Raw genomic sequence first — 13,816 nt, 5'->3', positions numbered from 1 at the left:
TCACCCTTTTTGGTTAATAACCTATCGTATTCTTGAACCATAAAACGCGTTCCTATCAGGAAACATGGGGACGGTTCCGTGCTTCATTTTCATGGCGTGGGTAGTGTGATAGGGGCTGGTTTTTTAAGAAGTTATCGGTGCAGTAAAAGAAAAAATAACAAAACTGCCATGAGTGAAGAGGTGCGTTCACGCATGGCAGTTTTGTAATGGTTTGATGATGTAAATGATGTTTAGTTGAATTGTGAGTACTGGTGTGTAATGATGTACTTACAATCGTACGTATATATTATTTTCGAATAGACTACAATAGAGAGAGGAGATTTTAGAAATGAGTGTGATAAACATGAAGAACAAAGAAGTTCGTAAAGTGAGTCGGATGGGAAATAGCCTAGGCGTGGGGATTCCAAAGTCCATCATTGATGCCTTAAAGCTAGAGAAAGGCGATGATTTGCAGTTTACCGTGGATAGCAACAATCGTATTATGTTGGAGAAAAAAAAGAAGTTAGAGGATCGCGTAGATCCGGAATTATTAGAAATGCTTGCGGAAACGTTTGAAGAACATGACGAGGTGTTCCGTAATTTGAAGGATCGTTAAGCAATGGAGTATTTAACGTATCGAGATGTCGTGCTTATCCATTATTTAATTATGAAGCGATATGGTGAAGGTGAACATGCAGGTGTAAAAGACGAAGGGTTGTTGGAATCGGCTCTCCACCGACCGAAACAAACTATTGTAGGAGAAGATGCGTATCCTTCGCTTTGGGAAAAGGCAGCGGTGTTATTCCAGTCCGTTTCAAGAAACCATGCCTTTTACAATGGTAATAAGCGAACATCTTTTGCTGTTACGGAATTGTTTTTAAAAAAGAATGGGTACAAACTGAAGAAAGTATACAATCAAGAAATCGAAGACTTCACTGTCGATGTAGCCAGAGGCGCAGTCGGGATGGAAGAGATTGCTTTTTGGTTAGAGGCGCACGCTGAACCTCGCTAGGGAAGCATGGGGACGGTTCTCTGCTTCATTTACATTGGCTAATTACAGTGAATGCCAGGTTGTTTACCAGTTTTTCTTCAATGAAAAATAGTCAGCTGTATAAGGCAAACGATTAATAATGTTTTGGCAGCCTAATAACTAGTAATGATGTGTAAATAATGATTGGGTTAATTTATATTTGTGGTTATAATTATATAATAGTGGTAAGGGATTCACATTGTACAAATCACTAGACATTCTAGTGGAGCGTAGAAATATGCCCCAACTAAAGCTCTGTCGCTTTTGTGGTTTCTTGAAACTTAACCTGTACCAACATAACGATCAGCGAGGAAGTTCCAATCCTCCAAGAAGAGGGCCCATAAGTTCGGTCTACGTCTTACTGCTAATGGATGGTAAGCAACCGCAACTTGATACTCTTTTACTTGATGCAATTTTCCACGTAAAGACTTTACCTCAGCTAAAGGATCTTCAAAAAAAGACTGCACAGCAGTATTTCCTAAGCAAAAAATAAATTTCGGCTTTTTTTCTTTAAGTTGCTGTTCAAGGTGGTAGGACATACAAGTTTGTCTAACTACTTCCTTATCATAAGAGCGGACAGGCTTACGTTTGAGAATATAAGTGATATAAAGGTCTTCTGAACTCAAACCAACAGTCGTTACAGCTTTTTGTAATGTCTGTCTTGTTCCACATACAAATGAATTACCTTCCTTATCTTCTCGTGCTCCAGGGTTATCTAATAAAACCATAATAGGCGCTTCAGGATTACCTTCTCCCCAAACCATTCTTGTTCCATGTTTATCTAGTCCGCATTTTCCGCAATTCACTAGGTCATGTGGTGTCGGTTCTTCCGGCCACAATTCAGGACAGTCGTTTTGCAATTTTTTCCCTCCTTTATGATTTTATCCGTATACTCTTTCCGATTTTTGCGATGAATACACTAACTCTTAACAGTTCCATGATTTTATTATCGCTAGAACCTTATCTTGGTCTACAATATTTACAGCATAGTAGCGAAGATCCTTATATTTAACTTCTCTAATCGGGTGCTTATTTGAAATACAATGTATCGTTTTTAAAGCCGTCATATCAGGGAAGCTAAAGGCTATCAGAATGATTGCTTTATTACCTCCAATAACCCACGTTCCTTTGGTACCAAGAATTACAGGTTTTTTCTTTCCAGACAAGTAGTATTGATACACCCACTCCTGTTCAGAAAATGCCTTTTTCAATCTAACACCGCTCTTCCTATATGGTTGGTTACTATAAGGATTCCTCAAAAAAATGAAGTTATGTGCATGTTCCTAAAACGAATGCCCGTTACTTTCAACGTGACGAAGACAAAGTTACTCTTCTCGTTCTTAACATACATCCGCTGGGACTAAACGTTGATGGATGAAAAAGTAGGAAAGTGTTTTCACTGTGAGAAAGTTATTTATTGTCGAAGTGGTTTTTTAAATGGTGTCGTTCAAATGATGGCTTACTTTTATGCTTTGATTGTCTAAAGAAAGATAGTGAGAAGAACGATGAAGAAGCAAGATCGTTTTAAATTCAAAAATAACCAACCTTGGTAGTATGCTATACTTTTAAAAAAAGGTTTATAAGGGGGAGTTCGCTTTGAAGTGAAGAGAACCTTCAAGGTATCAAAAGAAAAGGCTTACACAGGTTTGCTTGATCTTGATTCCGCTAAGATTTGGATGCATTAAAAAGCTAATTAGAGAAGTAATTACTAGTTTGGGACTACAGATAAGGGTGAAACTGAACCAATTAGGAACAATGCGGTTAAAGGAGATTTGACCAAATGACAATTATTGATAAATTAAACCTGAGTAAATATAAAGATCTGACCGTGCTTCATCAACCAAGCGATTATGATTTGTTTAACGGATATAAGACGACATTATCTGGAGACCATGATGCTATTTTCATTTTTGTCGAAACGATGGATGAGATGGTGAATTATACTCATAAGATTATCGATGAGGAACAATTACTTGAAAAAGGATACGTATTTTTTGCCTATCCGAAAAAAGGAAACAAGCGGTATGATACGTTCATTCACAGAGATGATATTTTTCGGGCAATAAACGTAGGCGAAGACGGATATGTGGAAAATAGCGATGTGAAATTCTCGCGGATGGTGAGTATGGATGATGTATTTACTGTCGTTGGATTGAAGCGTGAAAAGAAGAAAGCGAAAAAGTCTTCCGCTGCAAGTCAGTGTGTATCAGATTATGAGGATCATATAAAAGATATAGAAAAATTATTAACAGATTATCCAAATGAACGTCAGTTTTATCAGGAACTAACACCGGGTTACCAAAGGGATTGGGCTCGTTATATATTTTCTGCTAAGCAACAGAAAACCCGTGATAAACGCCAAGCACAAATGGTTGATATCTTATCACAAGGATATAAATCAATCGATCTGTATCGTCAAAAAAAGGAAACATAGGGACGGTTCTGTGCTTCATTTACATAGCTTGAGTAATGGCGATAGCCGCTGTTTTTAAGAGGTTATCGGATACAGTAAAGAGATACGTAACAACCTCGCCATGCGTGAAGAATAACGCTTCACGCATGGCGAGGTTTATATTAGTGAGCAATACTCAGGTAATCATATCGTTTAAGTTGAAACCTTTCATTTTTATTATAGAATGATCGGGGTTTTGTCAGAGCATTCCAGGACCTGGGAATATATTAGCCAAGTCACTGATTGTGGGAGATCGTATTGATTATTTGAGATAGAGCATAGCATAAAAATAAATGTATTAGTAATAAGAGTTGTGTAAGCGATATCACTTTTTAAAAATATAACCGTTGACAAGTTGTTTTTTCATGATATATTTAATTTGTAAGCGGATACAAAATGAGAATATTTAGGATTGTTACTGTTCAATCAGGCAAAACCTAAACCATTATTTATTGGGCACTTTGCGCCTAATAATCTGGTTTAGGTTTTTTTATTTCTTAAATATCCTCAAAAAGCAAAAATAATATTTTAAAACTTTATGGAGGTGTTGGGGATGGATTATGGAAAACTAGCAAAAGAAATACTTGAGTTAGTTGGTGGCAAGGGAAATGTTAAAAGTGTTGTACATTGTATTACAAGGCTTCGCTTTAAATTAAAGGATGAAAGTAAAGCGAACACAGAAGCATTGAACAATCTTGATGGTGTTGTAACTGTTAGGCAAAGTGGTGGGCAATATCAAGTTGTTATTGGAAACCATGTACCTGATGTTTATAAAGCGGTTGTTTCAGAAGGTGGATTTGACTCAGCATCACCAGTGGATGAAGATGAAGAAAAAGGAAGCATTTTCAATCGTTTTATTGATATGATAGCGGGTATTTTCACACCGATACTTGGTGTACTAGCAGCATCCGGTATGATTAAAGGATTTAATGCTTTATTTGTTGAACTTGGTTGGATGGATAATACAGGCGGAACTTATCAAATATTAAACGCAACAGGTGATGCACTATTTTACTTCTTGCCAATCCTACTAGGTTATACAGCAATGAAGAAATTTGGTGGAACCCCGTTTTTAGGTATCGTTATAGCCATGGCACTCGTGTATCCAGCACTTGTAGCTGTTCCGGCGGCAGGAGAACCATTGTATATGTTGTTTGCAGGAACCATGTTTGAATCACCAGTATACATCGAGTTTTTGGGTATCCCAGTTATTTTAATGACATACTCTATGTCCGTTATACCAATTATCATAGCTGCTATCTTTGCAGCAAAAGTAGAAAAGTTTTTAGCTAAAGTAACACCAGCGATGGTAAAAATGTTTGTAGTGCCAATGTTTACACTAATTGTTATTGTTCCGTTAACATTTATTGTTATTGGACCGATTGCTACTTGGGCAAGTCAACTATTAGGACAAGGTACTGTATTGATATATGACTTGAGTCCAGTTATCGCAGGTGCAATTGTTGGTGGTTTTTGGTTAGTATTTGTTATGTTTGGTTTGCACTGGGGACTTGTTCCAATTGGTATGAACAACTTAGCAACTATTGGTAATATGCCAATATTATCAATGATGTTTGCACATTCATTCGCATTAGCGGCAGCGATATTAGCTGTTTTTATTCGAACAAAAAATCAAAAAACAAAATCACTTAGTATGCCAGCATTCATTTCGGCGTTGTTCGGTGTAACAGAACCGGCTTTGTACGGTATTGCTTTACCACTTAAAAAACCGTTTATTTTCACAATCATTTCATCAGCAATTGGTGGGGGTATTTTAGGATACTTTGGCACTACTGCTTGGATTTTAGGCGGAATGGGAATATTCCAATTTCCAAGTTTTATTCACCCTGAAGAAGGTTTAAACACAGCATTTACAGGTTCCATTGTGGCTGTAGTAGTAAGTTCCATTTTAGCATTCGTTCTAACTTACTTCTTTGGTGGATTCGGCAAAGAACAAACAGAAGAAACACCAAATAACAAAGTGATTAAAAGTGAAGAAATTGTGAGTCCAATAAAAGGTCACATTATTTCGTTAAGCGAGGTATCTGATCAAGTCTTTGCATCAGAATCTGTCGGTAAAGGAATTGCCATTCTACCAACGGAAGGAAAGGTTTTTGCACCAGTTAATGGAGTTGTGACCACATTATTTAAAACGAAACATGCGATTGGAATCACATCAGAAAACGGTGGTGAAATTTTAATTCATGTTGGTTTTGATACCGTTCAATTAGATGGGGAGCATTTTACTTCTCACATTAAACAAGGTGACGTAATAAAAGTGGGAGATTTATTGTTAGATTTTGATATCGAAATGATTAAAGAAGCAGGGTATGAAGTCATTACACCAATCATCATTACCAATTATGGTAATTATACTAATTTGGTAACAACAACTGCAAAAGATGTAAATGTGAAAGAAAATCTAGTAACTTTATTAGGTGAATCGGTATCAGATGTGATTCCAGTGGATCAATAATCACATCTGAGGGTATATTTTCAGAAAACAGGAGGATTTATTATGACAAAAAAGTATGAGTTTCCAAAAGGGTTTTTATGGGGTGGCGCTACTGCTGCGAATCAATTTGAAGGTGGATATGATGAAGGTGGTAGAGGTTTGAATTTAGCCGATGTGCTCCCAGGTGGAAAATCGAGACTAAAACTATTATCACAGTCTGGGTTTGATTTTGAAATCGATAAAGAAAAATATGTGTATCCAAATCACTTAGGAATTGATTTTTATCATCGCTACAAAGAAGATATTGCTCTTTTTGCAGAGATGGGATTTAAAACATTCCGAATGAGTATTGCATGGAGTCGTATATTTCCAAATGGAGATGAGTTGGAACCAAACGAAGAAGGATTAGCATTTTATGATCGTGTCTTCGATGAGCTTCATAAATACGGCATTGAACCTTTAGTAACATTAGCACATTATGAAACACCATTACACCTTATCAAAGAATACGGCGGTTGGAAGAATAGAAAGTTAGTAGAATTTTTCGATCGCTATGTAGAAACAGTTTTCACTCGTTACAAAGATAAAGTAAAATACTGGTTAACATTTAATGAGATCAATGGAGCGACACATATGCCACTTTTCGGACTTGGTTTTTCAGCTACAAGTGATGAACTACGTCTTCAAGAAAGCTTCCAAGGTTTACACCATCAATTTGTTGCAAGTGCAAAAGCTGTTCAATTAGCTCATGAAATTATACCTGATTCACAGGTTGGATGTATGCTAATTTATGCACCTGTTTATTCGTATGATTCCAATCCAGAAAATGCGATGCATGCGTTAGAAGAGTCAAGACTATTTAACAATTTTTGTGGAGATATCCATGTACGCGGAGAGTATCCAAAATTCAGTCATAGATTCTTCAAAGAAAATTTGATTCAGATTGAGATGGAAGACGGAGATCTAGAAATGATCAAGGAAGGTACAGTTGATTTCATTTCGTTCAGTTACTATATGTCTCGCACAGATAAGAAACATAAAACACCAGAAGAAATCGGACAAGGAAATCTTATTGGTGGTGTAAAAAATCCATTCTTGGAAGCAAGTGATTGGGGGTGGGAAATTGACCCAGAAGGTCTCCGAGTTGCATTGAACGAACTATATGATCGATATCAACTCCCGTTAATCGTAGTGGAGAATGGACTTGGTGCTTATGACAAAGTTGAAGAAGACGGAAGTGTTCATGATGATTACAGAATTGACTACCTTCGTTCACATATCAAAGCCATGGGAGAAGCCATTGAAGATGGCGTAGAATTATTTGGTTACACCTCATGGGGATGTATTGATTTAGTCAGTGCATCAACTGGTGAAATGTCAAAACGGTATGGTTACATTTATGTAGATTTAGACGATGAAGGTAACGGTACTTTAGCACGTAGCAAGAAAAAAAGTTTTCATTGGTATCAAAATGTAATCAAAACAAACGGGGAAGAATTATAAAAGTAAAACGGAGAATAAAAACAAACAATTTAAACACTCATAAATGTTGCTAAAGCAATGTTTATGAGTGTTCTTTCCTTTGTGTTGTGCTTATGGAAATGAACAGCAGCCACAATTGAACGGGACTAGGAGTTGATTGAAGTGTTTAAAGAAAATATACTTAAGAGAATAGATAAAGAAAAGGAGTGGATTTTTAATGGGAAAGGTAATGCCATTCTTAATGTTTCAACAAGGTAAAGCAGAAGAAGCAATGGAGTTTTATACATCACTAATGGAGGATTCAGAAATTACAAACATCGTTAGATATGGAGCTAATGAATCAGGAGACGAAGGTACTGTAATGCAAGCTACTTTTACGATAAAAGGGCAAGAATTTATGTGCATTGACAGTAATGTGACACATGAGTTCTCCTTTACACCATCGTTCTCTATTTATATTACTTGTGATACGGAAGAGGAAATTAATCGACTTTTTCAGAAGCTAAATGAAGGTGGACAGGCACTTATGCCATTAGATGACTATGGTTTCAGCAAAAAGTTCGGTTGGCTAAATGATCGTTTCGGAGTTTCTTGGCAACTAAATCTTCTTAAATAACATGGAAAACTAACTTTTTTACTTGTTCCTTATCGGGTACTTACAAAAGATCTAGAGTTGCTGAAGCGGTAGTCCTTTGAAGGGGCAGTCAGCTAAACAAGAATAGTTACTTGGAGGTAGATATAATGACCAAGAAATTGATTGTAAAAGAAGAAGTTCTTATAGAGGCAACGCCTTCAAAAGTATGGGAGGTTCTTATTAATCCAAAGTATGTGGCACAGTGGGACGAACTTCCGGAAAACTATCCTAGTGAAAATATGACTAAGGGAAGTAAAGTGGTTTGGGAAAATCCTAACGGTGGACAGACTGTTACAACAATCATAAAAGCAGAAGAAATGAAGGAATTAAAAATTGCCTTATACTTGTCGAATTGGGAAGTAAAACCGAATGAAGGCGATGTGGCGTACTTATATCAGTTAGAAGACCAAAATGGCAGTACGTTATTAAAAATTGAAATTGGTGATTTTTCACTTCTAAAAGATGGTCAAAAATATTATGATGCTTCGGTAGAATTTGCATCTGAATCAAAAAAGGTAATTAAGCAACTAGCAGAAAATCAATAGTTCCATTGTGATAAAACCAAGGGGGAAATATTATGACAAAGAGCAATAAGGAGTTGTCACAGGAACAACGTGAAGAACTACTAAGAACTTTGGAAGCCCGTTTTGCGAAAAATATGAACCGGCATAATGGTCTTGAATGGGCTAACGTACAAGCTAAACTCGAAGCTAATACGGAAAAACTGTGGTCGCTTCATGAAATGGAAGTTACTGACGGTGAACCAGATGTTGTTGGCCATGATAACAAGACGGGTGAATACATATTTTATGATTGTTCCGCGGAAAGTCCTAAAGGTCGCAGAAGTGTTTGTTACGACCGTGAAGCGCTGGAATCAAGGAAAAAATTCAAACCGGAAAATAGTGTTATGGATATGGCAACTGCCATGGGCATTGAACTTTTAACGGAAGAAGACTACCGGGAGCTGCAGAAACTTGGAAATTTCGATATGAAAACTTCGAGCTGGGTGCTAACACCTGCTAATATTAGAAAACTTGGGGGCGCCATCTTTTGTGATCGTCGCTATGACACTGTCTTTATGTACCACAATGGAGCAGAATCCTACTATGGTGCAAGAGGTTTCCGCGGTTCGTTAAGGGTCTAAAGTGAAGCAGGCGACGGTTCTCTGCTTCATTTGCACGGCTAGGATAATGGTGGTAATCGCTGGTTTTTAAAGAGTTTATCGGTTTAGTAAAGGAGGTAAATAGCAAACTGCCATGCGTGAAGAAGAGCGCATGGCAAGGTTTGTATTGTGTTGGTCTGAAGAGATGGTGAAAGTGTGATTAGTTAGTTTTGAGCCGCTGTTGGCTATTTGTTTGATCAAATGAAAATGGGCCACACATTCTCCACTCGATAAACCTTCCTAAAGTATCATTTGTGAATTAAATGCTTCTTCAAATCATCGCCACTATAAATAAGTATCGACAAAACTCCTCCACGTCTTTATCGATTTTAACGAGATCGACTCTGTATTGCTTCAGGCCCTCCCAATTCACTAGTGGATTGTAACTCTCTTCTAACCATCCAGCTTTCAAGAGCAAGTTGATATCATTTCGAAACATGGAAGGGAGCCTATTTTTCAGTTCCTCTTTTTGAGTCTCATCATTTACCCTTACGGTAAACCATCCCTCTGGGTCAGAATTTGGTTCCTCGCGCCGCTTATTTTCTTCCTTAATAAACGTACACAATTCTCTAATGTGCTCTTTTGCAAGATCAATCTCTTCAGTCGTCAATCCATCTTCTCTTAACACGAAACGATTCAATTCTTTCATTCTACTCATCCCACCATTTCTGTTATTTTCTCTTTCACATAACAAGTACAGATGGATAAGAAAAAAGGGGGAGGAAACATGGGGACGGTTCTGTGCATCATTTAATAGTGAAAATAAAAATAAATATATTTTTTTCTTCTTCTAACTTGGTTACAGTTTTTAATTCATGTTTCTCCGATTTTAGAAAGGAAAAGAAGGATTCTATACAATGGTTGGACTCTTTCTTTTGTTTCCATTTATTTTTGGAATACTTATGAGTCTTGTATACTGTGTCTAAATACACGTTGAAGAGAAGTGAGGAAGCGGTTACAATTTAGAGTGAATAACAACGTTGTTAAAAAGGACGAGCTTACCAGATGAAAGTAGATTAATTTTACATATAAATAACAACGTTGTTATTTATATTATCTACCTAACTCATGATTTTTCACCCTAAACTATACCGGCTAAACAAAATTTAACCTTGTTCTCTATTTTTATGAAACTGGCTAATTGAGATGGAAGGTTACTTGTTTTCATGAATGAACATACAGCTTGCAAAAGAAAAGCTATGTAAAGAAGAAAGGAGGTTCACTGTTAAGGAAGCTCAACTATACTTTTTTGATGAGGAGAGGGTTCTGAAATGAGGAGAAAACAGAAACAATTTCTAGCAATGATCATGATTTTTATCTTAGTGATATCCCCGATAAACGTGGCTGTCTTTGCTGAAGGGGCAGACGCGGAAGCCGAGAATGAGATGATTTCGGTCTCAAGTGACTGGAAGGGAAGCGTGTTTGGGAATAATGGTGGACAAGGAAATTACACCTATGAAAACTTCGAAATTACAGAACATGATAATGATATAGTGACCGTTCGTAGTTCCAATGATAAAGGGAAAATGGAGAGTGGAACGGAAGGCATCGCTTATTATTTCAAGGATGTTCCGACTAACGAGAATTTTGAATTAAAGGCAACAGCTCATGTAGATGCTTGGACAGCGAATAACCAAGTATCGTTTGGTTTGATGCTTCGCGGAAATGTATTGGAGAATGAAAACGTAGGTACATTTACTGGAGATTACATAGCAGTAGGTGCTCTAGATCAAAAGATGATGGGCTTCCACAAATATGCAGAGTCATCGATTCAAAAAGAGGGTTTCGAATTTAATGCGATTGCCCCTGCTGCTGAGCAAGAATATGACCTTAGCATTCAGAAGTCTGGTAATCTCTATATTCTAAAAATCAACGATGAAATACAGACTCTCGAAAGCTATGAAGGCGAAATTAACTTTGCTGGCCTTTTCACATCAAGAAACACAACCGTGACGTTTAGTGATGTTCACTTAGATATAGATGATGGCAAGGTGGAGCTTGGAGATTGGGGCTTTAGTGCTTTTGGTTCGAATACAAGTACAGATCGTAACCCAAATCCAACGTTGAACGACGACGAGTCCGTCACTCTTTTCGCATCGGGAGGGAAAGTGGCGAGTAGTAATGAAGGCATATCCTTTTATTACAAAGAAGTCCCTGCAGATGCAAATTTTGAAATCAACACAAAAGCAGCTGTGAACAGTTTCAACAGCGATAGCAATATTAGTACACCAAACCAAAAATCATTTGGTTTAATGATTCGAGATGAAATTGGTGAACATGGTGACTCAAGCACACAAACGGCTGACTATGTGGCAGTAGGTGCCCTTGATACAGTTATGAAAGGTTTTTATAAGCAGGGAGAATCTCAATTAAAATTAGAGCCTTTTCAACAGATAACCCTACCTGCAGCCGGTGAAGAGTACGGTCTAACCATTCGAAAGTCTGGGAATACCTTTGTTGTAACAGCAAATGGGCAAAGTGAAACGATGACGGTAGAGAACCTGTTTGAAGATCAGGTGTACGTTGGGTTTTATGTAGCACGTGATGCAGAGGTGACGGTGTCGGATTTTGACATTGATGTCGATGCGAAGAAAGTAACAGGATTAGTAGCAGACGAAAGCGATATGAAAACAAATTATTTAAAAGGAGAAAGCTTAGATGTAACAGGTTTAGTCGTATATCAGTAGCTGATAGATTGGTAGATTTGAGGAAAACATCTTGGAAAATAGCGCTTGTAGCAGTGTTTGTTTTTACAGGGACTTATGTTGGGAGTGCTATTCTAGCTCAAATTGGTTTATATTTATCGGGCAACTAAGGTAGACATTACAGCATCTATCTAACTCAAAAACTAATGGTATTACAATGAAGGACTGTCCTAGAAAATTTTAATAGGACAGTCCTTTTTAGAAACTATTATAATTTTTGTGTCCCCTACCAGATCAGGAGGTGAGGTATGAGCACAAAAAAAGCACCTGATCCTCTTTCTTTGTTAAGCTTTAGTTACCACACAAAAGCCAAAGGAGAGAATTCAGATGCAACCTCATTTTTCACAAATTTAGCAGAGACGTTCTAACCCGGCTATTGTTGTAATAAAATCATATAAAAAGGGTCAACCTGAAAATTTTGGTTAACCTTATATTACGAAAGTAGCAAGTTACAGAAGGTATTTATTTTTAAGGGATATATGTTACGTTCTAATGCTAACATGTTATGATCTTGTTTATGGTTTATTATAGTGTTTATTCTTCATTTAATGCTGGTAGTTTAAGTAGGTCTGCCATCGCCTTTGGCACGTCCGTATTATCGATTACCCCTCTAAAACGACCAGAACCGGGGCCATATGCATGAATAGGAACGTCAATTCCTGTGTGACTCGTTGTAGACCATCCCACTCCCGCATAATCACTGATAATTTGATTAATAGCAAGGCCGGGTTTATCCGATTGCTGAATAGTTTGAGCTTCCTTGTCTGTAAGGGTGATTGCCGCATATTCTTCCACCACGTCTATTACATTACTACGGTCACTGTTTAGTTGTCCGGCCATATGATCTCCTGTTGCAGTCACATCATGAAGGATTTCGACATCTGAACCTTTACTATTATACCCTCCTAGTGTCATACCACCTGTATCATGATCACCCGCAATTACTACGAGCGTTTCCTCATCTTGAGCGGCAAATTCCAAGGCGTCAATTACAGCTTCTTCAAACGCAGCCGTATCGCTCATGGCCCATGCCGCGTCATTGGCATGACCTGCCCAGTCAATTTGACTACCTTCCACCATAAGGAAAAATCCCTCATCATTTTGGCTTAACACGTCGATTGCACTGCTAGTCATTTCAGCCATGCTCGGTTGATCTGTTTCTTCTCGGTGCAATTCAGGTTCCATGGCACCATCTGCAAATAAACCAAGAATAGTCCCTTCTTCAATTGCTAGTAAGTCCTCTCGCTTTTCTACGAATTGATATCCTTGATCTATCGCTTCATTAACGAGGTGACGCTCTTCTTGTCTTCCGCCTTCACTCTCTGGGAGGAAGTACTGCAAACCACCGCCTAAAAACACGTCTACCACGCCTTGATCAATGTACTGACGGACAATTTCCTCTTGATTGTTACGAGAATTCACATGCGATGCAAATACCGCTGGAGTAGCATGGGAAATCGCAGAAGTAGCGACTAAGCCTGTAGATTTACCGGCTTGATCTGCGGCTTCAAGAATTGTCACTAAGTCATCTTCCTCAGAAGTTTGACTGACAAAACCATTGTTGGTCTTCACACCAGTAGCCATTGCGGTTCCAGCTGCTGCGGAATCTGTTATTCGATTATCTTTAGAATGAGTGGTCATCATCCCAGTGAGAAATTCATCCCAGACAGGGGCTCCATCCTCTTTATAGTGACGATAGTTTACATTATAACCAGCAGAGTAGCCATCAGGAATGAAGTAAATCACATTTTCAACCTTTTCATTCTTTTCCTTTGGACCTGCATGATCAGGTGGACCTGGTTGAGCGGGTTTTCCAGCATGCTCCGGTGGACCTGCCTGTGCCCATCCCTCGTTAACCCCTAAGCCAACAATCAGTAATGCCAAACTTAACTTTGCAACCATCGATTTTTTTAACAT

13 protein-coding genes are annotated in these 13,816 nt (G+C 38.0%); 9 read left to right on the top strand and 4 right to left on the bottom strand.

Annotated elements, in window-relative coordinates:
- Positions 1 to 328: 328 nt before the first annotated feature.
- Entirely contained in the window at positions 329 to 595 is a 267-nt protein-coding gene (locus tag ACHABW_RS15035) for an AbrB/MazE/SpoVT family DNA-binding domain-containing protein (RefSeq protein ID WP_435756246.1), read from the top strand.
- A gap of 3 nt (positions 596 to 598) precedes the next feature.
- Complete coding sequence (locus ACHABW_RS15030) at positions 599 to 991, top strand: type II toxin-antitoxin system death-on-curing family toxin (protein ID WP_435756244.1); 393 nt, start codon at positions 599 to 601, stop codon at positions 989 to 991.
- Between the two features lie 299 nt (positions 992 to 1,290).
- On the opposite strand, the gene ACHABW_RS15025 is transcribed toward ACHABW_RS15030, so the two are convergent.
- Together ACHABW_RS15025 and ACHABW_RS15020 are read right to left on the bottom strand one after the other, a co-directional pair.
- Positions 1,291 to 1,869 carry a uracil-DNA glycosylase gene (locus ACHABW_RS15025; protein ID WP_435756242.1) on the bottom strand — a complete coding sequence of 193 codons (579 nt, stop codon included), beginning with the start codon at positions 1,867 to 1,869 and terminating at the stop codon, positions 1,291 to 1,293.
- Positions 1,870 to 1,935: 66 nt separating this feature from the next.
- The gene (locus ACHABW_RS15020; protein WP_435756240.1) at positions 1,936 to 2,220 is read right to left on the bottom strand and encodes a hypothetical protein; all 285 of its coding nucleotides are present in this window, start codon (positions 2,218 to 2,220) and stop codon (positions 1,936 to 1,938) included.
- Between the two features lie 569 nt (positions 2,221 to 2,789).
- Here ACHABW_RS15020 and ACHABW_RS15015 point away from each other — a divergent pair.
- The 6 genes from ACHABW_RS15015 (at position 2,790) to ACHABW_RS14990 (ending at position 9,176) form a co-directional block, all read left to right on the top strand.
- Positions 2,790 to 3,443, top strand: coding sequence for a YdeI/OmpD-associated family protein (locus ACHABW_RS15015; RefSeq protein WP_435756238.1), 654 nt, complete (start codon positions 2,790 to 2,792; stop codon positions 3,441 to 3,443).
- A gap of 571 nt (positions 3,444 to 4,014) precedes the next feature.
- Positions 4,015 to 5,937, top strand: coding sequence for a beta-glucoside-specific PTS transporter subunit IIABC (locus ACHABW_RS15010; RefSeq protein ID WP_435756236.1), 1,923 nt, complete (start codon positions 4,015 to 4,017; stop codon positions 5,935 to 5,937).
- A 42-nt stretch (positions 5,938 to 5,979) separates the two neighbouring features.
- The gene (locus ACHABW_RS15005) at positions 5,980 to 7,419 is read left to right on the top strand and encodes a glycoside hydrolase family 1 protein (protein ID WP_435756234.1); all 1,440 of its coding nucleotides are present in this window, start codon (positions 5,980 to 5,982) and stop codon (positions 7,417 to 7,419) included.
- 196 nt (positions 7,420 to 7,615) lie between these two features.
- Complete coding sequence (locus tag ACHABW_RS15000) at positions 7,616 to 8,014, top strand: VOC family protein (protein ID WP_435756232.1); 399 nt, start codon at positions 7,616 to 7,618, stop codon at positions 8,012 to 8,014.
- Positions 8,015 to 8,139: 125 nt separating this feature from the next.
- Positions 8,140 to 8,577: an SRPBCC family protein gene (locus ACHABW_RS14995; RefSeq protein WP_435756230.1), complete on the top strand. Its 438-nt coding sequence runs from the start codon at positions 8,140 to 8,142 to the stop codon at positions 8,575 to 8,577.
- 32 nt (positions 8,578 to 8,609) lie between these two features.
- Positions 8,610 to 9,176 (top strand): DUF4256 domain-containing protein, encoded by a 567-nt coding sequence (locus ACHABW_RS14990; protein ID WP_435756228.1) that lies wholly within the window; start codon positions 8,610 to 8,612, stop codon positions 9,174 to 9,176.
- A gap of 289 nt (positions 9,177 to 9,465) precedes the next feature.
- Here ACHABW_RS14990 and ACHABW_RS14985 read toward each other — a convergent pair whose 3' ends face one another.
- The gene (locus ACHABW_RS14985) at positions 9,466 to 9,843 is read right to left on the bottom strand and encodes a hypothetical protein (protein WP_435756226.1); all 378 of its coding nucleotides are present in this window, start codon (positions 9,841 to 9,843) and stop codon (positions 9,466 to 9,468) included.
- A 622-nt stretch (positions 9,844 to 10,465) separates the two neighbouring features.
- On the opposite strand from ACHABW_RS14985, the gene ACHABW_RS14980 reads away from it, so the two are divergent.
- Positions 10,466 to 11,881: a hypothetical protein gene (locus ACHABW_RS14980; protein ID WP_435756224.1), complete on the top strand. Its 1,416-nt coding sequence runs from the start codon at positions 10,466 to 10,468 to the stop codon at positions 11,879 to 11,881.
- Positions 11,882 to 12,433: 552 nt separating this feature from the next.
- Here the strand turns inward: ACHABW_RS14980 and ACHABW_RS14975 are convergent.
- Positions 12,434 to 13,816, bottom strand: coding sequence for an alkaline phosphatase (locus ACHABW_RS14975; protein WP_435756222.1), 1,383 nt, complete (start codon positions 13,814 to 13,816; stop codon positions 12,434 to 12,436).

The organism is Salipaludibacillus sp. CF4.18, from assembly GCF_051262595.1.
Taxonomy (GTDB): Bacteria; Bacillota; Bacilli; order Bacillales; family Salisediminibacteriaceae; genus Salipaludibacillus; species Salipaludibacillus neizhouensis.
Note: the sequence above shows the minus strand (reverse complement) of the source record. Positions and strands in the feature narration are given on the sequence as shown.